General features: G+C 67.1%; 19 protein-coding genes. 5 read left to right on the top strand and 14 right to left on the bottom strand.

Annotated elements, in window-relative coordinates; all coding sequences use genetic code 11:
- Nucleotides 1–161 precede the first annotated feature (161 nt).
- The 4 genes from L540_RS19840 to L540_RS19855 all read right to left on the bottom strand — a co-directional run bounded on the left by L540_RS19840 (nucleotide 162) and on the right by L540_RS19855 (nucleotide 5,348).
- Nucleotides 162–1,127, bottom strand: a complete 966-nt coding sequence (locus L540_RS19840) for a LysR family transcriptional regulator (protein ID WP_082149713.1) — start codon at nucleotides 1,125–1,127, stop codon at nucleotides 162–164.
- A gap of 62 nt (nucleotides 1,128–1,189) precedes the next feature.
- Entirely contained in the window at nucleotides 1,190–2,209 is a 1,020-nt protein-coding gene (locus tag L540_RS19845) for a histone deacetylase family protein (RefSeq protein WP_043209591.1), read from the bottom strand.
- 18 nt (nucleotides 2,210–2,227) lie between these two features.
- A complete protein-coding gene (locus tag L540_RS19850) occupies nucleotides 2,228–3,544 on the bottom strand; it encodes an MFS transporter (RefSeq protein WP_043209589.1) in 1,317 nt (438 codons plus the stop codon).
- A 271-nt stretch (nucleotides 3,545–3,815) separates the two neighbouring features.
- Nucleotides 3,816–5,348 (bottom strand): class I SAM-dependent methyltransferase, encoded by a 1,533-nt coding sequence (locus tag L540_RS19855; RefSeq protein ID WP_048026700.1) that lies wholly within the window; start codon nucleotides 5,346–5,348, stop codon nucleotides 3,816–3,818.
- Between the two features lie 191 nt (nucleotides 5,349–5,539).
- Between L540_RS19855 and L540_RS19860 the strand changes: the two genes are divergently transcribed.
- Complete coding sequence (locus L540_RS19860; RefSeq protein WP_043209586.1) at nucleotides 5,540–6,175, top strand: helix-turn-helix transcriptional regulator; 636 nt, start codon at nucleotides 5,540–5,542, stop codon at nucleotides 6,173–6,175.
- A gap of 70 nt (nucleotides 6,176–6,245) precedes the next feature.
- Entirely contained in the window at nucleotides 6,246–7,208 is a 963-nt protein-coding gene (locus tag L540_RS19865; RefSeq protein ID WP_043209599.1) for a threo-3-hydroxy-L-aspartate ammonia-lyase, read from the top strand.
- Here L540_RS19865 and L540_RS19870 read toward each other — a convergent pair.
- Nucleotides 7,194–8,582 (bottom strand): sigma-54-dependent transcriptional regulator, encoded by a 1,389-nt coding sequence (locus tag L540_RS19870; protein ID WP_048026702.1) that lies wholly within the window; start codon nucleotides 8,580–8,582, stop codon nucleotides 7,194–7,196. The two genes, L540_RS19865 and L540_RS19870, sit on opposite strands and share 15 nt — an antisense overlap.
- Entirely contained in the window at nucleotides 8,579–10,390 is a 1,812-nt protein-coding gene (locus tag L540_RS19875; RefSeq protein WP_231584906.1) for an ATP-binding protein, read from the bottom strand. The genes L540_RS19870 and L540_RS19875 overlap by 4 nt, the downstream gene beginning before the upstream one ends.
- Nucleotides 10,391–10,754: 364 nt before the next feature.
- Between L540_RS19875 and L540_RS19880 the strand changes: the two genes are divergently transcribed.
- On the top strand, nucleotides 10,755–12,101 hold the full coding sequence (locus L540_RS19880; RefSeq protein WP_043209583.1) for a dicarboxylate/amino acid:cation symporter: 1,347 nt from the start codon (nucleotides 10,755–10,757) through the stop codon (nucleotides 12,099–12,101).
- 56 nt (nucleotides 12,102–12,157) lie between these two features.
- Here the strand turns inward: L540_RS19880 and L540_RS19885 are convergent, their stop codons facing one another.
- From L540_RS19885 to L540_RS19915, 7 genes are all read right to left on the bottom strand, one after another.
- Nucleotides 12,158–12,763, bottom strand: a complete 606-nt coding sequence (locus tag L540_RS19885; protein WP_043209581.1) for a Maf family protein — start codon at nucleotides 12,761–12,763, stop codon at nucleotides 12,158–12,160.
- A gap of 6 nt (nucleotides 12,764–12,769) precedes the next feature.
- Nucleotides 12,770–13,240, bottom strand: coding sequence for a 23S rRNA (pseudouridine(1915)-N(3))-methyltransferase RlmH (gene rlmH, locus L540_RS19890; RefSeq protein WP_043209579.1), 471 nt, complete (start codon nucleotides 13,238–13,240; stop codon nucleotides 12,770–12,772).
- Nucleotides 13,237–13,644: a ribosome silencing factor gene (gene rsfS / locus L540_RS19895; protein ID WP_043209576.1), complete on the bottom strand. Its 408-nt coding sequence runs from the start codon at nucleotides 13,642–13,644 to the stop codon at nucleotides 13,237–13,239. Before rsfS ends, rlmH begins: the two co-directional genes overlap by 4 nt.
- Before the next feature lie 42 nt (nucleotides 13,645–13,686).
- Nucleotides 13,687–14,280, bottom strand: coding sequence for a nicotinate-nucleotide adenylyltransferase (gene nadD / locus L540_RS19900; protein ID WP_043209574.1), 594 nt, complete (start codon nucleotides 14,278–14,280; stop codon nucleotides 13,687–13,689).
- On the bottom strand, nucleotides 14,277–15,185 hold the full coding sequence (gene hemF / locus L540_RS19905) for an oxygen-dependent coproporphyrinogen oxidase (RefSeq protein ID WP_043209572.1): 909 nt from the start codon (nucleotides 15,183–15,185) through the stop codon (nucleotides 14,277–14,279). Before hemF ends, nadD begins: the two co-directional genes overlap by 4 nt.
- A gap of 7 nt (nucleotides 15,186–15,192) precedes the next feature.
- Nucleotides 15,193–16,494, bottom strand: a complete 1,302-nt coding sequence (purD, locus tag L540_RS19910) for a phosphoribosylamine--glycine ligase (RefSeq protein WP_043209570.1) — start codon at nucleotides 16,492–16,494, stop codon at nucleotides 15,193–15,195.
- A gap of 108 nt (nucleotides 16,495–16,602) precedes the next feature.
- A complete protein-coding gene (locus L540_RS19915; protein ID WP_043209594.1) occupies nucleotides 16,603–17,334 on the bottom strand; it encodes a YebC/PmpR family DNA-binding transcriptional regulator in 732 nt (243 codons plus the stop codon).
- Between the two features lie 152 nt (nucleotides 17,335–17,486).
- Between L540_RS19915 and L540_RS19920 the strand changes: the two genes are divergently transcribed.
- Complete coding sequence (locus L540_RS19920; RefSeq protein WP_043209569.1) at nucleotides 17,487–19,010, top strand: helicase HerA-like domain-containing protein; 1,524 nt, start codon at nucleotides 17,487–17,489, stop codon at nucleotides 19,008–19,010.
- Nucleotides 19,011–19,165: 155 nt separating this feature from the next.
- A complete protein-coding gene (locus tag L540_RS21860; RefSeq protein ID WP_156185336.1) occupies nucleotides 19,166–19,318 on the top strand; it encodes a hypothetical protein in 153 nt (50 codons plus the stop codon).
- Here the strand turns inward: L540_RS21860 and L540_RS19925 are convergent.
- Entirely contained in the window at nucleotides 19,309–20,682 is a 1,374-nt protein-coding gene (locus tag L540_RS19925; RefSeq protein WP_043209568.1) for an aspartate aminotransferase family protein, read from the bottom strand. The two genes, L540_RS21860 and L540_RS19925, sit on opposite strands and share 10 nt — an antisense overlap.
- Between the last annotated feature and the right edge of the window lie 99 nt (nucleotides 20,683–20,781).

Genomic DNA, 20,781 nt, shown 5'->3' on the forward strand with positions numbered 1-20,781 from the left:
GGCGGCCGCCACAACGCCTTCGCCGTCAGTCGCCGCGATACGCCAATGCGGGCGGCGCCGGCTCGGGCGGTGTCAGACACCTTGATGCGCCGGCCCGCACCGAACCACCCTGCCACTCGGTGTCTGACACCTCGGGCGACGGCCGCGGCAAGGCCCGGCCGCTAGCCGGCGCGCATTTCCAGTGGGGTGCGATCCAGGAAGCGCTGGAAGGCGAGGACAAAGGCTTGTTCGGCGGCGCTGAGTTTGCGTTCTTTGTGCCAAGCGAGAAAGACGTCGATTTCGGCGATGGCCTGCTCGGGCGGCAGGCGTTTGAGGTCGCCCGCCAGGACGTCCTGGCCGATGAGGTGTTCGGGCAGGCAGCTCAGGCCCATGCCCGCGATGACCATGCGGCGGATTTCTTCGACGTAGGCGGAGGTGCCGACGATGCGGCCGGTAAAGCCTTCCTGGTCGCGGAAGATAGTCAGCGGCGACAGGGTGTCGCCGAGTTGGTCGCTGGCAAAGCAGACAAAGCTTTGGTCGCGCAATTCGTCGAGCTGGACGTGGCGGCGCGAGAAGAGGGGATGGTTGCGGCCGCAGACCAGGACGTAGCGATGGCGCAGAAAGAGGCGCCGTTCGAGGTTGTCGATCTCTTTGCGGCACAGGCACAGGCCCAGCGCGGGCAGGCGTTTGCTGAGTGTGTCGAGGATGGCGGCGCTTTGCATGACGTCGACGTCGAATTCGACCTTGGGATAGCGCCGATGGAATTGGCAGAGGAAGTCGTCATAGGCGGCGCTCTGGATCTTGCTCATGACCAGCAGGCGCAGGGGGCCGGCGACTTCATCCTGTTCCTGGGCAGCGGCCTCGTCGATGCGGGCGACCATGCCATACATGTCGCGCGCCAGTTGGTAGATTTCTTCGCCCAGCCCGGTCAGGCGGAATTCGCCGTTGCGCCGGTAGAGGAGCAGCCCGCCCACGGCGGTTTCCAGGCGTTTGAGGGCCTGGCTGACGGCGGGCTGGCTCAGGTGCAGGGCCGTGGCGGCGCGGCTGATGCCGCGCTCCTGCACGACAAACATAAAGGTTCGCAGCAGGTTCCAGTCCATGCGTTCGGGAGCCAGCGGTGAGGTGTTTGTCTTGCGCGCGGTGGACATAGGGCAGGGATGTGCAAAGAAAAAGGCGGCCGAGGCCGCCTTTTTCTTTGCCGGGCCGCGTGTCAGGCGCGGGCCAGGCCGGTGAAGAAGCGCTCGGCGTTGTTTTCGAGACCTTCGATATAGTAGCCGCCTTCCTGGACGATCAAGGTCGGCAGACCGAAGGCGCCGACGGTCTGGCCCAGGCGGTCAAAGCCGTCGGAGCTGACCGCGACCATGGCCTGCGGGTCTTTTTCGAAGACGTCGAAACCGAGGGAGAGCACGAGCGCGTCGGGCTGGAAGAGCTCGATGGCGCGGCGCGCCTGGTCCAGGCGGTCGAAGAAGACGGCTTCGGGCGAACCATGCGGCATGGGCAGGTTGATGTTGTAGCCCAGGCCTTCGCCGGCGCCGCGTTCGTCTTCGTAGCCGGCCACGACGGGGTAGAAGTTCTCCGGGTTGCCGTGGATGGAGACGTAGAGGACGTCGCTGCGTTCGTAGAAGATTTCCTGGATGCCCTGGCCATGGTGCATGTCGGTGTCCAGGATGGCCACGCGCTTGTATTGGCGGGTGAGCATCTGGGCCGCGATGGCCGCGTTGTTCAGGTAGCAGAAGCCGCCGGCCGCATCGCGGCGGGCGTGGTGGCCGGGCGGGCGGCACAGGGCATAGGCCTGGCGGTCGCCGTCGAGCAGCGCCTGGGCGCCGCTGATGGCGCATTGCGCGGCCCAGTAGGCCGAGCGCCAGGTGTTGGGCCCGACGGGGCAGCTGCCGTCGGCCAGGTAGCGGGCCGCCTGGGCCAGCACGCCGCGCAGGGCGTTGGGCTCGCGCACGAAGATGTTGGAGACGACTTCATTGCCCCAGTCGTCGGGCAGTTGTTTCCAGCGGGCGTGGGCTTCCTGCAGAAAGCGCAGATAGTCCAGCGAGTGCACGGCGCTGATGGCGCCGGCGCCGGCGTCAGCGGGTTCGATGACGTCGAACTTGAGCTTGCGCACGCCTTCGACGAGGGCGTCCAGACGGGACGGCACTTCTTGCGGCGTGCGCATCATGCCGCGCGAGAAGTAGGTTTGCGGATGATGCAGTTTCTGGTCGGGATGATAGAAGGCTTTCATGGCGTGTTCCAGAACAGCTTAGACGGCGCCGCCGTGGCGGCGATTGGCAAGGAAGACCACCGACAGCATCGACAGCAGCGAGATGGCCGAGAAGAGCAGGGCGAGCGGCCACCAGTGGCCCTGGAACTTCTGGGCCAGGATGGTGCCCAGGATGGGCGTCAGGCCGCCGAAGATGGCGCCGGAGAGCTGGTAGGCCATCGAGATGCCGGTGTAGCGGATCCGGGTCGGGAAGCTGTCGCTGACATAGCCGGCGATCACGGCGTAATAGGCGCCCATGAACAGCACGGCGGTGCCCACGCCCAGCGTCAGCGAGGTGCGCGAGCCCATGTCCACGAGGTTGAACATCACGTAAGGCGTGAGAATGGACAGGAAGGAGGTGATCAGCAGGAAGCGGCGGTTGCCGATCTTGCTCGCGATATAGGCCGACAGCGGGGTGATGAAGAACTGCATGATGGACACCAGCAGCAGCGAGTCGAGGATGACGGCGCGCGACAGCCCGACGTATTGCGTGGTGTAGGCCAGCATGAAGGTGTTGGTGAAGTAGAAGCCGGCAATGCCCAGCACATTGGCGCCGACCGCCAGCGCAAGCAGGCCGGGCGCGCCGCGCAGCACTTCCATGAGCGGCGTTTTCTCTTCGGCGGCCTTGGCGGCGGCTTGCTTGGCCTTCTTTTCTTGTTCGGCCAGGAAGTCGGGCGATTCTTTCACGCTCAGGCGGATGGCGAAGCCCACGACCAGCAGCGCGGCGCTGAACAGGAAGGGCACGCGCCAGCCCCAGCTCATGAAGGCGGCGTCATCCATGGCGGTGACGAGCTTGAACATCAGCATGGACAGGATGAGGCCGGCCGGGCTGCCCAGCTGGGCAAAGGAGGCGAAGAAGGTGCGCTTGCTCTGGTCGGGCGAATGTTCGCCGGCCATCAGCACGGCGCCGCCCCATTCGCCGCCTACGGCGATGCCCTGGATGAAGCGCAGCAGCACCAGCAGGATGGGCGCCCAGACGCCGATCTGGGCGTAGGTGGGCAGCAGGCCGATGAGCACGGTGACCGTGCCCATCATGAGCAGGGTGATGACCAGGGATTTCTTGCGGCCGATGCGGTCGCCGATATGGCCGAAGACTGCGCCGCCCAAGGGGCGGGCGAAGAAGCCCACGGCAAAGGTGCCGAAGGCGGCCAGCGTGCCGTAGAAGCCGTCAACGGAGGGGAAGAACAGCTTGCCGAAGACCAGCGCGGCGGCGGTCGCGTAGATATAAAAGTCGTACCACTCGATCATGGTACCGACGAAAGCGGCAGTGGATGCGCGCACCGGCTGGTGACCGGCGGTTTGGGGGTTCCCCTTCATTTTTTCTCTCGAAAGCAGACTGGCCGGCGGGATTGCTGCATGGCCGCCGACTTTATACGTCTACCCTCGTATATAAGAAAAATTCTATTTATTTATTCTTCATATTTGTCAGGATTATGGGGTGGCGGCAGGCGCGCCCGCCGCCACGGCGCCGTGCCGGGGCGATATGAAAAAAAACCCGTTAAATCAATGGGGTGTGCTGCCTTGGCCGGCTGAGGGCCGGGCGCCCGCGGCGGGCGGCGGCTTCAGGGCGGGCCGCCCGCCGCGGCGGTCATATTAGTGAAATCCCGGGGGTCGAAATGCCCAGGGCGCGTAGCAGCGGCCGCCGTTCGCGCTGGAAACTGTCGGCCAGGCTGCGCAGTTCGGCCAGGTTGCTGGCTTCGTCCGGCAAGGTCTGGCCGTCTTTCAGGAGGACCTGCCCGCTGGCGGCCAGCCGTTGCCAGGCGTAGTCCACCCAGTCTTCGGGTTTGTCGCTCGCCTGCGCCGCCGCGAGCATCAGGCGGCTGACATGATCCACGGCGATGCCGCCGCCCGTGACGGGGCTGGCCAGGTATTGCAGGATATTGTCGCCCTGATCCAGGATGTGGCGATTGAGCGCCTGCGCTTGCTGCCTTGCCTGTTCGGCGCCGTCCTGGACGGGGTGCAGGTGGCCGGAGCCTGCCAGCACCAGGACGGCTTCTCGGACCTGGGCCTGGCTGATGCCTTGCGGCAGCAGCTGCGATTGGAGCTCGCCGATGCTGACGGGCTCGTGGCGCTCGAGGAGATCGAGCAAGGGTCGATTGACGTCGTCCTTCATCGTGGCTTCGCGCGTGGCGCCGGTGACCGTCATGGAGATGTGGGCGCGCGGCGTGCACAGGATGACGCGCTGGCTGTCGATCAAGCGGTCGCGCTCGCCGGCCGATAGCATCCGCGCGCCCTTGATCCAGCAATCCTTGCGAAAGCTCCTGCCCAGCATCAGGTCACGGACATCCTGGCGCAGGATGGGGTCGGCGAGCTCGCCCAGCACGGTCTGCTGTTCGGCCGTGGTGTGCAAGGCCTCGACCTGGTCGAAAGCATCGGCGCTGCAGGCGAAGTCGAGCTTGGCCTTGGCCATCCAGCCGGCGAAGTCGCAGAAGGATTGGGGCTCCCATTGCCGGTTGAAGTACTCGTGCAGCAGATATTCCATGGGCTGCTCGCGCATGGCGGCCAGGCGCTCCTTGGTCTGCGGGGCGAGGCGCAGGTAGAGCGGGTCGCTGTCGACCAGCCGTTGGCAGAAGTCCAGGGCTTGCCGGGCGCGCTCGAGCGCGGCGCCGCCCGAGCGCAGGGCGTGGCCGGCCAGCAGCTGGCGTATCGGCATCATCGGCGCCCATCCGGACAGGGCGTTGTAGCTGATGTAGACCACGCCGCCGACTTTCAGCTTGCGGCGGATGAGGTCGAGAATGGCGTGGCGGCTTTCGTCACGGATCCAGGACCAGATCCCGTGCAGCGCAATGAAGTCGAAGTCGGGCAGGTCGCCGCGCGCGGCGAACTCTTCGAAGGAATCGTCGTGCAGCGAGGCGGTATGGCCGGCCCGCCTGGCCAGATCGTGGGCAAAACCCACCTGGGCGGGGTTGAAGTCCGTGCCATGCCACTGCCAGGCCGATGCGCTGGCGTGGATGTTGATGGACAGGCCCTGCCCGAAGCCGAGTTCGCAGGCATGGCCGGTGTCGGGAAAAGCGTAGCCGGCATAGGCCATGACGAACTTCAGCCAGAGGGGGTTGAGCTCCCGGTAGTAGCCGTGGGTATAGTTGACTTCCGTGATGTAACCGCCGTTCCATGCAGGCATATTCGACAACCGCAAAAAGTGCCAATCATGAGGCGGCGGTCGAAGGGGGTCTGAGTTCTGCACCATAATTCAGACAGACCCTGGACCACATCGAGGTCAAGCCTGGATGCGGGCGTTTTGCGAGCGCTTCGCGCAGGAATGGGGCGAGGCCGTGACTTGACAAAAAGTCTAGAAATAGACAAATATTCTGTATGTCCAAGATCCCTCATGCCGCCGAGCAGCAGGCTTTGCTCGACCAGCTCCAGCATATCGCCCTCGGAGTAAGCCGGACTTTCGCGCCTTTTTGCGAGGTTGTGCTGCATGATTTGCGCGATCCGCAGCATTCCATCCTGGCCATTCACAACAACTTGTCCGGACGGCAGGTGGGCGATCCCACCACGGAGCTGGGGCTGGCCCGCATCGCGGACCCGGATTATCCGCAGGTGGTGTCCAACTACGCCAATCAGTTCGCCGACGGGCGCCAGGCCAAGAGCACGTCCATCGGCTTGAAAGACAGCAGCGGCAATTATGTCGCCGCCCTGTGCCTGAATGTGGACCTGACGCTGTTTCGCAGCATGCAGAGCATGCTGGGCCAATTCAGCGGCATCGATGACGGCGCAGCCCCGCAGGAGTCGCTGGATCCGCCAGGCGCGCAGGCCTTGCGCGGCCGTATCGATCAGTTCGCCGCGCGGCTGGCCAGCACGCCGCGCTCGCTAAAGCCGGAAGAGCGCCGCCAATTGCTGCGCGAGCTCAAGGAAGAAGGGTATATGGATGTGCGCCGCGCCATGGAAATCGTGGCGCAGCATCTGGGCGTGTCGCGCGCGACGGTGTACAGCGACGCCAAATGATGGCCGCGTCCCGGCGCGCGCCGGGGCGGGCTTTCCGTTAATGCTTGCCAAACTTCAGATGACTTCGATCATGCAAAATCTTCCCACCTATGCCGATGTGGCGGCTGCCGCCGAACGCCTGCGGGGCCATGCGCACCGCACGCCGGTGGCCACGTCGCGCCGCCTGAACCAGGAGCTCGGCCTGGAGCTGTTCATCAAGTGCGAGAACCTGCAGCGCATGGGGGCTTTCAAGTTCCGGGGCGGCTTCAATGCGCTGTCGCGTCTGGACCCCGCGCAGCGCCGCGCTGGGGTGGTGGCGTTTTCTTCCGGCAATCATGCCCAGGCCGTGGCGCTGTCGGCGTCGCTGCTGGGGATTCCGGCCACCATCATCATGCCCGAGGACGCGCCGGCCGCCAAAGTCGCGGCCACCCGGGGCTATGGCGGCAATGTGGTGTTCTACAACCGCTATACCGAGGATCGCGAGGCGATCAGCCGCAAGTTTTCCGAAGAGCAGGGCCTGACCCAGATCCCGCCCTATGACCATCCGGATGTCATTGCCGGGCAGGGCACGGCGGCCAAGGAGCTGTTCGAGGAAGTGGGCGAGCTCGATGCCCTGTTCGTGAGTCTGGGCGGCGGCGGCCTGCTGTCGGGCTCGCTTCTGTCGGCCAAGGCCTTGTCGCCGGCCTGCAAGGTCTACGGCGTGGAGCCCGAGGCTGGCAACGATGGGCAGCAGTCGCTGCGCTCGGGCAAGATCGTGCACATCGATACGCCCAAGACGATCGCCGACGGCGCGCAGACCCAGCACCTGGGCCATTACACCTTTGAGATCATCCGCCGCGACGTGACCGATATCGTGACCGTCAGCGATGCCCAGCTGGTGGCCGAGATGCGCTATCTGGCGCAGTTTCTCAAGCTGGTGGCCGAGCCCACGGGCTGCCTGGGGCTGGCGGCCGCGCGCCAGGCCCGCGAACAACTGGCGGGCAAGCGCGTGGGGGTGATCATCAGCGGCGGCAATGTGGACATGGCGCGCTTTTGCGAGCTATTGGGCGCCTGAGTCCGGCGCGGCATAGGCCTGGCGGTCGATGCCGTGCCGTTGCAGCTTGTCGTAGAAGGTCTTGCGCGGCAGGCCCAGCGCGGCCAGCGTGGCCTTGACCTCGCCGCGATGCGCGGCGAGGGTCTGGCGGATGATCTCGGCTTCGTAGCGCTCCATGCGCTGGGGCAGGCTGAGCCCGGCTTCGGCGGGATCCGCCGCCCGCGGCGGATTGAGCACGCCCAGGACGAAGCGTTCGGCAAAGTGCGCCAGCTCGCGGATATTGCCCGGCCAGCTGTGTTCGGCCAGGTGATGGCGGATGGCGTCGGTCACGGGCGGCACCTCGCAATGGAAGCGCCGCGCCGCCTGGCCGATGAAGTGGGCGAACAGCAGGGGGATGTCCTCGCGCCGCTCGCGCAGCGGCGGCAGATGGATGGTGACGACGTTCAAGCGATAGAACAGGTCTTCGCGGAAACGCTCGCGCATGGCCGGGTCGCCCAGGTCGGCCTTGGTGGCCGCGACCACGCGCAGATCCACCTTGCGGACTTCATTGGTGCCCAGCGGCGTGACCTGGCGGGTCTCCAATACCCGCAGCAGCTTGACCTGGACGGCCAGCGGCATGCTTTCGATCTCATCCAGGAACAGGGTGCCGCCGCTGGCGTATTCGATGCGCCCAATGCGTTTTTTCTGGGCGCCGGTGAAGGCGCCCGCTTCGTGCCCGAAGAGTTCGGATTCGATGACGGTTTCGGGCAGGGCGCCGCAGTTGATCGCCACCAGGGGATGGTCGCGCCGGCGCGACAGGCGGTGCAGCACCGTGGCCACGACTTCCTTGCCCGTGCCGGTCTCGCCCTCGATCAGCACGTCCACGTCCGCGTCGGCAATGTGGCGCAGCGTTTGCTTGATACGCTGCATGGCAGGCGTCACGCCGATGAAGGGCATGTCTTCGTTCATGGCCTGCGCGGCGGCTTCGCGCAGCCGCCGGTTGGCCAGCACCAGGCGGCGTTTTTCGGCCGCGCGGTCGATGGCGGCCAGCAGCAGCTCGGTGGGATAGGGTTTGGACAGGAAGTCATAGGCGCCGTCGCGCATGGCCTGCACCGCCATCGGGATGTCGCCATGGCCGGTGACGAGAATGACGGGGATGTCTGGATCGAGGCCGCGCAGCCGCTGGAAGAAGGCAATGCCGTCCATGCCCGGCATGCGCACATCGGTGACGACCACGCCGCCGAAGCCGGCATCGATGTCGGCCAGCGCGGCCTGGGCCGAGTCATAGCCGCGCGCCTGCATGCCGCGCAGCCTTAGCGTCTGCAGGCCGGCGCGCAGCGCGTCGGCATCGTCGTCGACGAGGATGACTTCGGGAGGGGGGCCGGCGGCCGGGTCGGATTCGGGCAGTGTGCTCATGCAGAGGATTCCGTGTTGTCGGGCGCGCGGCGCAGGCGCATCAGGAAGACCGCGCCGCCGTGCTCGCCATTGCTGGCGGTCAGGGTGCCGCCGCATTCGGTCAGGATGTCGCGGCAGATCACCAGGCCCAGTCCCAGGCCTTCGGTCTTGGTGGTCTGGAAGGGCGTGAAGAGTTTCTCGAGCACCTGTGGGGCGAGGCCCGGACCATTGTCGGCCAGGCTGAGGCTGACGGTCTGCTCGTCGGCCTGGATGCGCAAGGCCAGGCGCGGGGTCCGCGCCGCCGCATCCAGCGCGTTTTGCAGCAGATTGACCAGCACCTGCTCCAGGCGCATGCGGTCGGCCCAGACGCACAGGCCGGGCGGCGGGGGCGTGTAGTCGAGCACGGCCTCCTGGCGGCGCAGGCGCGGGCCCATGAGAAGCAGGGCGCCATCGATGGCCTCGCGCAGCGGCAGGGCGGCGACCTGGGCGGCGGCCTTGCGCGAGAAGGCCCGCAGCTCGCCCGTGATGCCGCCGATTCTTTCGGTCAGGCGGGCAATGGCGCGCAGGTTGTCGCGGGTGTCCTGCATATCGCCGCGCTGCAGGAAGGCGTCGGCGTTGTCCGCGTAGGCGCGGATGGCGGACAGGGGCTGGTTGATCTCGTGGGCCACGCCGGCGGCGACCTGGCCCAGCAAGGCCAGCTTGTTGGCCTGGACCAGTTCATCCTGCATCTGGTGCAGGCGGTTTTCGGCGCGCTGGCGCTCGTCGATCTGGGCCAGCAAGCGTTCATTGCTCTGGCGTAGCTGGCGCGTGCGCACGCGCACCTGCCGCTCCAGCCGGGTCTTGGCCAGAGCCTGGGCCCGCACCCGCTCGCGCAGCAGGCGGCGGCGGTAATACATGAAGCCGCCGCCCGCGTAGATGGCGGCCATGACCAGGAGCACGGTCAGCTGGACATTGGACACCGCGCGCCGCACGCTGGCCTGCACCGGCACGAGGATGTGCAGCGTCCAGCTGGGGGAGGCCGGCACGGGAAGGGCGCTGTGCATGAGCAAGGTGCCCGAGGGCAGCTTGGGGGTGGCGGCGGTATTGCGCGTGAGCGCGTGGCGCCCGGCATCGGACAGGCCGGGCGACAGCGGCAGCTGGGCGACCGCCGCCTGGCCGAATTGCAGGCTTTCGCGCAGCCGCTGGGCCAGGGCGGGCGTCAGGGGCGCGATGGAACGGAATTGCCATTGCGGCACATTGCCGATCAGCACCACGCCTTGCTCGTCGGTGACGAAGAGGGGATCGGGCAGCGCCTGCCAGTCGGACTCCTGTTGCTGGAAATCCATCTTGAGGACGATCACGCCCAGCGGCCGGCCGTCGCCGCCGTCGATGCGGCGCGAGAGATAAAGCCCTGCCTCATGGCTGACCGTGCCCAGCGCGAAATACTCGGCCTGGCCCTGGCTCATGGCGAGCGTGAAGTAGGGGCGGAAGTGATAGTCCACGCCCACGAAGGTGGCGGGTTCGCGCCAGTTGCTCGCGGCGATGGCCACGCCCTGGATGTCGAGCAGATAGATGGCCGAGGCGCCCACGCCGCGGCTCAGGTCGGCGAGCTTGTCGTCCAGGGCTTCGATGGCGGCCTGGCCGCGCGTGGCCAGCACCGTGCGCACTTCCGGGTCGCGCGCCAGCACTTCCGGGACGGCGCGGAACTTCTCCAGGCTGCTGCGCAGCGCCACGGTATTGAGCTGCGCGGCGGCGTCGGCGCGCGCGGCGACCTCGCGCAGTGCGCGGCTTTCCGCCCATTGGGTGGCCAGCAGCAGGACCAGCACCATGAGCGCCAGGGCGGCCAGCATCCCGGCCGCCGCGCCGGACCAGCGCGGAACACGCTGCGCCGCAGCATTTCTGGGGCTTGCGGCGGAGGGCGGCGCGGAAGGAGGAGCGGTTTTCACGATGCAGGATGTGCGGGAATCCACACATTTTACTCCAGCTTTGTGCGTCCGTCCGCCATGTGTTGATACGCTTTTAACAAGGGACGCAAAAAAACGATGTCAGATCAGGCGCTTGTGATGGGCTCGGACGGGGGCGCGGTTGGCATGGAACTTGCAGGTAATAAGGACAGGGCCGCGCATGGCGCGCGGCCGAACCATGTCAAAAACAACCGCGTTGAATGATGCTGCACTGCAATAAATTTCGTGGAAACTGGTGGGGACAATCCCGATGATCGAAGTTGATCAACACGCCGGCGCGCCCGCGCGCAAGCCTAAGTTCTATCAAATCCTGTATGTGCAGGTGCTGTTCGCCATCGTGGTGGGCATCTTGCTGGGCTATTTCAAGCCGGACCTGGGCGAGGCCATGAAGCCCCTGGGCGATGGCTTCATCAAGCTGGTGAAGATGATCATCGCGCCGGTGATCTTCCTGACCGTGGCCACCGGCATCGCCGCCATGAGCGACCTCAAGAAGGTTGGGCGCGTGGCGGGCAAGTCCATGCTGTACTTCCTGGTGTTTTCCACCCTGGCCCTGATCGTGGGCATGGTGGTGAGCCATATCGTGCAGCCGGGCGCCGGCCTGCACATCGATCCCGCCACGCTGGATCACAAGTCGGTCGCCGGCTATGTGACCAAGGCGCATGATTCGACCATCACGGGCTTTCTGCTCAACATCATCCCGAACACCATCTTCAGCCCCTTTGTCTCCGGCGATATCCTGCAGGTGCTGTTCGTGGCGGTGCTGTTCGGCATCGCGCTGGCCATGGTCGGCCCGCGCGCCAAGCCGGTGACGGATTTCCTCACGGCGCTGGCCCAGCCGGTGTTCAAGCTGGTCGCCATCCTCATGAAGGCCGCTCCCATCGGCGCTTTCGGCGCGATGGCCTTCACCATCGGCAAGTACGGCATCAAATCGGTCGTCAACCTGGCCATGCTGGTGGGCACGTTCTACGCCACGTCGGTGCTGTTCGTGGTGGTGGTGCTGGGCCTGGTGGCGCGCTACAACGGCTTTTCCATCCTGAAGCTGGTGCGCTATATCCGCGAAGAATTGCTGCTGGTGCTGGGCACGAGCTCTTCGGAAGCCGCGCTGCCTACGCTGATGCAGAAAATGGAACGCGCCGGGTGCTCCAAGTCGGTGGTTGGCCTGGTCGTGCCGACGGGCTATTCCTTCAATCTGGATGGCACCAATATCTATATGACGATGGCGGCGCTGTTCATCGCGCAGGCCTGCGATATTCCGCTGTCGCTGGGTGACCAGATCCTGCTGCTGCTGGTGGCGATGTTGAGCTCCAAGGGCGCGGCCGGTGTCACGGGCGCGGGCTTCATCACGCTGGCCGCCACGCTGTCCGTGGTGCCCACCGTGCCGGTGGCCGGCATGGCGCTGATCCTCGGGGTGGACCGTTTCATGTCCGAGTGCCGCGCGCTGACCAATCTGGTGGGCAACGCCACGGCGTCGGTCGTGGTGGCGCGCTGGGAGGGCGAGCTGGACCACGACGCGCTGGATGCGGCGCTTAATGGCGCGCCCGCGCCCGCGCCGGCGGCCCCGGCCTTGCCGGAGCAGGAAGCCAAGCAGGCCGGCTGATCCGCGCAGGCAAAAAAAGAACCGGGCCATGATGGCCCGGTTTTTTTGGGGGTTTCTCAGGGCAGCGCGATGCCGGCCAGACGCAGCAGCTGCGCGGTCTCGAACAGCGGCAGGCCCATCACGCCGGTATAGCTGCCGCTGATATGACGGATGAAGCTGCCGGCCAGGCCCTGGATGCCATAGGCGCCCGCCTTGCCGTAGGGTTCGCCGCTGTCGCAATAGCGCTCGCGTTCGGCCGGCGTCAGTTCGCGCATGCTGACCTGGGTGATGGACACCGCCTCATGCAGGTCCGCGCCCTGGGCCACGACCACGGCGGTGTGGACTTCATGGGTGGAGCCGGACAGGCGGGCCAGTATGCGCAGGGCGTCTTCCCGGTCCGCCGGCTTGCCCAGCACCTGGCCATCGAGGATGACCGTGGTGTCGGCGGCCAGCAGCGGCAGCGCCGGCAACCCCTGATCGAGCATCCAGGCCAGGCCGCGCTGGGCTTTCTCGCGCGCGGTGCGGCGCACATAATCGGCGGCGGCCTCGCCGGCGAGCTGCGGCTCGTCTTCGCCGGCCGGCGCCGGGACGCGCAGCACGGTGTGTTCCAGCCCGATCTGGGCGAGCAGTTCGCGGCGGCGCGGACTGGCCGAGGCGAGATAGAGGCGGGCAGGGCGATCCATGGACGCTCAGGCGCGGTGATAGGGGTGGTTGGTCATGATGGCCCAGGCGCGGTAGAGCTGCTCGGCCAGCAGCACGCGCACCATGGGATGGGGCAGGGTCAGGGAAGACAGGCGGATCAGGCCGTCGCAGGAGGCTTTGAGCGCGGCGTCCAGGCCGTCCGGGCCACCGACCAGGAAGGCCACGTCGCGGCCGCCGCCACGCCATTTTTCGAGCTGCTGCGACAGCGCCATGGTGCTCAGGTCGCGGCCGCGCTCATCCAGCGCGATGCGCAGCGCGCCTGGAGGCAGGGCGGTTTCGATGCGGCGCGCCTCGGCGGCCATCATCTGGGCGGGCGTCTTGCCGCTGTTGCGGGGTTCGGGCTTGATTTCGCGCAGCTCCAGCGCGCAATCGGCCGGCAGGCGCTTGGCGTAGTCGTCCCAGGCGATCTGGACCCAGTCTGGCATACGGGTCCCGACCGCGGCGACGATGAGTTTCATGCCAGGTCTTCGTCGCTGCCGGCGGCATCGTAGCCGCCGCTGGCCGCGCGGGTGGACTCCGGCAGCAGCTTGACGCGCACCGGCTTGCCGCCCCAGATTTCTTCCAGGTTGTAGTACTGGCGGATGGCGGGCTGCATGAGGTGGACGACGATGTCGCCGAGGTCGACGACGACCCACTCGCCGGTGTCCTCGCCTTCGACGGTGATGCCGGTCAGGTTGAGCGCGCGGCCGCGGTCGGCCACGCTGGAGGCAAGCGCGCGGGTCTGGCGGTTGGACGTCGCGCTGGCGATGACGACGCGGTCGAACAGGCTGGTCAGGTGGGTGGTGTTGAACACCTTGATGTCCTGGGCCTTGACGTCTTCCAGGGCGTCGATGACGGCGCGTTGTAGTTTTTGAATATCCATGGCTGAAATAATAACCCGCGAGGGCGAAAAGAAAGGCCGGGGTCAGGCGGCCTGGTAAAGGCCGTGTTCGGCGATATAGCGGGACACGCCGGCGGGCAGCAGGTCCGCCGTGGGCAGGCCGCGGGCCAGGCGCTGGCGGATGTCGGAGGCCGATACCGCCATGGGCGCGAAGGGCAGTTCGCGCAGCCGCCCGCCGGTTTGCGCCAGCAGGGCCGCCAGCGGGGCGGGCGCCTGCAGCGGGCTGCCGGGTCGGGTGGCCACGGCCAGCTCCACGCGGCGGGCGATGTCTTCCCACTCGCGCCAGGTGCAGAAATTGGCCAGCTGGTCAGCCCCCAATATCCAGGTGTAATGGGCGCCGGCCGGCAGGGCGCGCAGGGTGTCGACCGTGTACGTCGCGCCGCCGCGCTCGATTTCGCTGGCATTGACCGTCAGGCCGGCATGGCCGGCGATGGCGGTCCGTATCATGGCCAGGCGGTCTGCGGGGCTGGCGGTCAGCGGGGCGCGCTGCCAGGGGTTGGCCGCGGGCACGAATTGCACCTCGTCCAGGCCCAGGTGGGCCAGCGCGCTTTGCGCCAGCGCCAGGTGCGCCAGATGGATGGGGTCGAAACTGCCCCCCAGGAGGCCGATCTGTTTCACACCCAGTCCCGGGGGGTGAGAAAGGCCGCCAGTCCGGCTTCGGGCGTGCCCGGCTCGGGATGCCAGTCATAGCGCCAGTGCGCCACCGGCGGCATGGACAGCAGAATGGACTCGGTGCGCCCGCCCGATTGCAGGCCGAAGAGCGTGCCGCGGTCAAAGACCAGGTTGAACTCGACATAGCGGCCCCGGCGGTAGGCCTGGAAGTCGCGTTCGCGCTCGCCATAGGGCAGCGCGCGGCGGCGTTCGACGATGGGCAGGTAGGCGCCCAGAAAACTGTCGCCCACCGAGCGCGTCAAGGCGAAGCTGGCCTCGAAGCCGGGTTCGTTCAGGTCGTCGAAGAAGATGCCGCCCACGCCGCGGGTTTCCTGGCGGTGCTTGAGGTAGAAGTACTCGTCGCACCAGCGCTTGTAGTGCGGGTAGTAGTCCGGACCATGCGGGGCCAGGGCGTCGCGGCAGGCGGCGTGGAAGTGGCGCGCGTCTTCCTCGAAAGCGTAGTAGGGGGTGAGATCCAGCCCGCCGCCAAACCAGAACACATCCTGTTCGTCGTGGCCGGGGCGGGCCTGGGCCACGAACATGCGCACGTTCATGTGCGTGGTCGGCACATAGGGGTTGCGCGGGTGCAGGACCATGGACACGCCCATGGCTTCCCAGGAGCGGCCGGCCAGTTCGGGACGGTGCGCGCTGGCCGAGGGCGGCAGGCGCGAACCGGTGACATGGCTGAACAGCACGCCGCCGCGCTCAAGCAGCTGGCCGCCTTCGATCAGGCGCGACAGGCCGCCGCCGCCCTCGGGGCGCTGCCAGCTGTCGCCGCGGAAGGACTCGCCGCCGGCGGCCTCCAGGGCCGTGACGATGCGGTCCTGCAGGCCGAGGAGATATTGCTTGACGGCGGAAGTGTCGACGCTCATGCGCGGATCAGGCCTTGGCCTTTTGCTGGGAGGGCTTGAGCGCGCGCCAGCCGATGTCGCTGCGGTATTGCCGGCCATCGAAATGGATGGCGCCGACGGCCTCGTAGGCGCGCTCGCGCGCGATGCGCACCGAGTCGCCCAGCGCGGTGACGCACAGCACCCGGCCGCCGGTGGTCTTGACCTGGTCGCCATCGCGCGCGGTGGCGGCATGGAAGACCATGCAGTCATCGGTCTCGGCGGGCAGGCCGTTGATGACGTCGCCCGTGCGCGGCGTGCCCGGATAGTTGTACGCGGCCAGCACCACGCCCAGCGCGGTGCGGCGGTCCCAGGTGATGTCGGCCTGGTCCAGCGTGCCGTCCACGGCATGCTCCAGGGCGTCGAGCAGATCGCTCTTGACGCGCATCATGATGGGCTGGGTTTCGGGGTCGCCCATGCGGCAGTTGAACTCCAGCGTCTTGATGGGACGGTCGGGATCTTCGCCCGGGGCGATCATCAGGCCGGCATAGAGAAAGCCGGTGTAGGGAATGCCGTCGCGCGCCATGCCTTGCACGGTGGGCAGGATGATTTCGCGCATGATGCGGTGGTGCAGCTCGGGCGTGACGATGGGGGCGGGCGAATACGCGCCCATGCCGCCCGTGTTGGGGCCCTGGTCGCCGTCCTGCAGGCGTTTGTGGTCCTGGCTGGTGGCCAGCGCCAGCACGTTGCGGCCGTCGACCATGACGATGAAGCTGGCCTCTTCGCCGACCAGGCATTCTTCGATCACCACGCGCGCGCCGGCGTGGCCGAGCGAGCCATCGCCCAGCATGGCGTCGATGGCGGCATGGGCCTCATCGAGGGTGGCGGCGACCACCACGCCCTTGCCGGCGGCCAGGCCGTCGGCCTTGATGACGATGGGCGCGCCTTCCTGGTCGACATAGGCGTGGGCCTGGGCCGGGTCGGTGAAGGTCTGGTAGCGCGCCGTCGGGATGTTGTGGCGCACCATGAAAGCCTTGGCGAAATCCTTGGAGCTCTCCAGCTGGGCGGCGGCCTTGGTGGGGCCGAAGATCTTCAGGCCGCGGGCGCGGAAGACATCCACCACGCCGGCGGCCAGGGGCGCCTCGGGGCCGACCACGGTCAGCGAGACGCCTTCGCGCTCGACGAAGTCGGCGAGTTCCTCGGCATTGGTGAGCGGGACGTTTTCGAGCAGGTCGCCCGTCTGCGTGCCGCCGTTGCCCGGCGCCACATAGACCTTGTGCACGCGCGGCGAGCGGGCCAGACGCCATGCAAGGGCATGTTCGCGGCCGCCCGAGCCGATTACCAGGAGTTTCATGTTGCGGTGAATCTAGAAGGTGTTGCCGCCCGGCGAGGGCGCGGGAGCCAGCCGGTCCCGTCGGGATAAAAAAGCCCGCCCCGGCCAGGCCGGGACGGGCTCCACTCGTTACTGCGCTTCGTCGAAGACGACGTTGGTGTAGACCTCTTGCACGTCGTCCAGGCCTTCGAGGGCGTCGAGCAATTTCTGCATCTTGATGGCGTCGTCGCCGGTCAGTTCGGTTTCGTTCAGCGCCTTCATGATGATGCCGTCGACCTCGGCCTTCAGGCCGGCGGCGTCGAAAGCCCGGCGCACCGCGGCGAAATCGGCCGGCGCGCAGATGACCTCGATGCCGCCTTCGTCGTCGGTCACGACATCCTCGGCGCCGGCTTCCAGGGCCACTTCCATGACCTTGTCTTCGGAGCTGCCGGGGGCGAACAGGAACTGGCCGCAATGCTTGAACATAAAGGCCACCGAGCCTTCCTGGCCCAGGTTGCCGCCGTTCTTGGTGAAGGCGTGGCGCACTTCGGCCACCGTGCGGGTGCGGTTGTCGGTCATGCAATCGACGATGACCGCCGCGCCGCCGACGCCATAGCCTTCGTAGCGCACTTCTTCGTAGTTGTCGCCGTCGGCGCCGCCCGCGCCACGCTGGATGGCGCGCTGGATGTTGTCCTTGGGCATATTGGCGTCCGTGGCCTTGTCCCAGGCCAGGCGCAGGCGCGGATTGCTATCCGGATCCGCGCCGCCGGCTCGCGCCGCGACGGTGATCTCGCGAATGATTTTGGTCCAGAGCTTGCCCCGCTTGGCGTCTTGGCGGCCTTTGCGGTGCTGGATATTGGCCCATTTACTATGTCCGGCCATGGCTTCCCGATGAAAGATCTGCAAAGCGGTATTTTACCGTGCCCGGGACGGACCCGCCGGGGCGTTACGCTTCTGTGTCCCGGACGCCACGCCCGCGACCGCCGCGCAGGCTCTAAACTTGACGCTCTTTCAGGGAATTCCGGAGATCCGCCATGCCCGATCCTATCGTCATCGCCAAGAATGCCAAGACCGAGCTTGCCCTGCTGCCTGGCCTGGCCAACCGCCATGGCTGCATTACCGGCGCCACGGGGACGGGTAAGACCGTCACCCTGCAGGTGCTGGCCGAATCCTTCTCCCGTATCGGTACTCCGGTGTTCATGGCCGACGTCAAGGGCGATCTGACGGGGATTTCGCAGGCGGGGGCTTCCTCGCCCAAGCTGCAAGAGCGTCTGAAGACTCTCGGCCTGCCCGAGCCGGCCTGGGGCGCCAGCCCGGTGGCGCTGTGGGATGTGTTCGGCGAGCAGGGGGCGCCGGTGCGCGCCACGGTCTCCGACATGGGCCCGCTGCTGCTGGCGCGCATGCTCGAACTGAACGACACCCAGGAGGGCGTGCTGGCGCTGGTGTTCAAGGTCGCCGATGACGAGGGGCAGCTGCTGCTTGACCTGAAGGATCTGCGCGCCATGCTGCAGAACGTGGCGGACCGCTCGGCCGAGCTCAAGGTGCGTTACGGCAATGTCTCGGCCGCCTCGGTGGGGGCGATCCAGCGGGCGCTGTTGCAGCTGGAGTCCCAGGGGGCCGACCGTTTCTTCGGCGAACCCATGCTGGATGTCGCCGACCTGATGCGCACGGACGCCCAGGGGCGCGGGGTGGTCAATATCCTGGCGGCCGACAAGCTCATGCAGGCGCCCCGGCTCTACGGCGTCTTCCTGCTGTGGCTGCTGGCCGACCTGTACGAAAAACTGCCCGAGATCGGCGATCCGGAGCAGCCCAAGCTGGTGTTCTTCTTCGACGAGGCGCACCTGTTGTTCAACGATGCCCCCGGCGCGCTCCTGACCAAGATCGAGCAGGTGGTGCGGCTGGTCCGCTCCAAGGGCGTGGGCGTCTATTTCGTGACCCAGAATCCGCTGGACATCCCGGACAGCGTGCTGGGCCAGCTGGGCAACCGGGTGCAGCATGCCTTGCGCGCCTTCACCCCGCGCGACCAGAAGGCGGTCAAGACCGCCGCCCAGACCATGCGCCCGAACCCTGGTCTGGACATCGAGGCCGCGATCACCGAACTGGGGGTGGGCGAGGCGCTGGTCTCGCTGCTGGACGCCAAGGGCCGCCCCACGCCCACCGAGCGCGCCTGGATCCTGGCGCCGGGCAGCCGTATCGGCCCGGCGACCGACAGCGAGCGCGCGGCCTTGCGCCGCGCCATGCCGCTGGCGGCCAAGTATGAACAGACCGTAGACCGTGAGTCGGCTTATGAGCGGCTCAACGCGCGCGCCGGCGCCGAGGCGGCGCCCGGCCCGACCGCGGCGCCGGCCGGCGGCAAGGGCGGTGAGAGCGGCGAGGAGGGCGGCCTGGCGGGCGGCCTGCTCAAGGGCTTGAATGATGTGCTGTTCGGCTCGACCGGCCCGCGCGGCGGCAAGCACGACGGCATGGTGCAGACCGCGGCCAAGTCGGCGGTGCGCCAGGTCACGCGCGACCTGGTGCGCGGCGTGCTGGGTTCGCTGCTGGGTTCGCGCCGGCGCTGAGGCCGGCCGTAGCGATTGTCAGGGATGCTCACCAGATCCCTGACAGTGTGTGACAGCGCGGGGGCAGGCATTTCGGCGGGTTTCAAGCCTGTATCGGTCCGCGCGGCGGCGGCGCATCATGGCCTGGCCGGCATTTGCCGGGATGGAGCAGGTTAATGAATATGATGATGCGCGCCGCGGCCGCCCTGGCGCTGCTGGGCACCCTGGCCGGATGCGTGGTGGTGCCCGCCAGCCCCGCGCCCAGGCCTCACTACCATGGGCACCCCTATTACTACTATCCGGCCTATCCCGCGCCGTATTACCGCTGATGGCCCAGATGCGCCGCGGTATCGTCCAGCACGCGCGCAAAGCGCGCCACCATGTCGCGCACCTGGGCCGCGGTGATGATGAGCGGCGGGCAGAAGGCGATCGTGTCCTGGATGCCGCGCACGATCAGGCCATGGTCGTGCGCGCGCTCATAGGCATAGGCGCCGGCGCTGCCCAGGGGCTCGAAGGGCGTGCGCCTGGCTTTATCGGCCACCAGCTCCACGCCGGCGATCAGGCCCACGCTGCGGATCTCGCCCACCAGGGGATGATCGGCCAGCGCATGCAGCTCCTGGCGCAGGATCTCGCCCATTTCGGCGCCATGGGCGATCAGGCCGCGCTCGTCGATGATGCGCAGGTTCTCGAGCGCCACGGCCGTGGCCACGGGGTGGCCGCTGGCCGTGTAGCCATGGCCGAAGGTGCCCAGGCGGCCGCTGTATTCCTCGATGACGTCGGCCACCTTGGCGTTGATCAGCACCGCGCCCAGCGGCTGATAGGATGAGGTGATCTGCTTGGACAGCACCATCAGATCGGGTTCGATGCCGAAGACGTCGCTGCCGAAGCGCTTGCCCAGCCGGCCGAAGCCGGTGATGACTTCGTCGGCGATCACCAGGATGTCGTACTTGCGGCAAACGGCCTGGATCTTCTGCCAATAGGTGCGCGGCGGCACGATGACGCCGCCCGCGCCCATGACCGGCTCGCCGATGAAGGCGGCCACGGTGTCGGGGCCTTCGCGCAGGATGAGCGCCTCGAGCTCATCGGCCATGCGGGTGGCGAAATCTTCTTCGCTTTCGCCCGGCAGGCCATGGCGGTAATAGTGAGGGCAGGCGGTATGCAGGATCTGGGGCAGGGGCAGGTCAAAGCCCTTGTGGTTGCCCGCCAGGCCGGTCAGGCTGGCCGAGGCGACCGTCACGCCGTGGTAGCCGCGCTGGCGCGCGATGATTTTCTTCTTGTTTTCGCGGCCCAGCGCATTGCTGTAGTACCAGACCAGCTTGACGACGGTGTCGTTGGCCTCGGAGCCGGAGTTGGTGAAGAAGGCCCGCGCCATGCGGCCCTCGGTGTAGTCGATCAGGCGCTGCGAAAGCTCGATCACGCTGGGATGTGATTTGTGCGTGAAGGTATGGTAGTAGGGCAGCTCTTGCAGCTGGCGCGCGGCGGCATCGACCAGGCGCGGTTCGCCAAAGCCCACGGCCACGCTCCACAGGCCTGACATCCCCTCCAGATAGCGGTTGCCCTTGTCGTCGTAGACATAGATGCCTTCGCCGCGCGTCATGATGCGCGGCCCGACCTGGGCGTGCTTGACCGCGTTGGTATAGGAATGCAGTTGATACTGGACGTCTTGCTGTTGGGCCTGGCTGAGGTTGGACATGGGAGGTTTCCGGAAGTGGCCGCGCGCGGCGGCCCGTAGCGTGGCTTTCGGCCTGTTATATGATCGGGACATTATCCAACAATCCCGCGCATCGCATCG

Origin of the sequence: Bordetella pseudohinzii (assembly GCF_000657795.2) — a bacterium.
Lineage (GTDB): Bacteria > Pseudomonadota > Gammaproteobacteria > Burkholderiales > Burkholderiaceae_B > Bordetella > Bordetella pseudohinzii.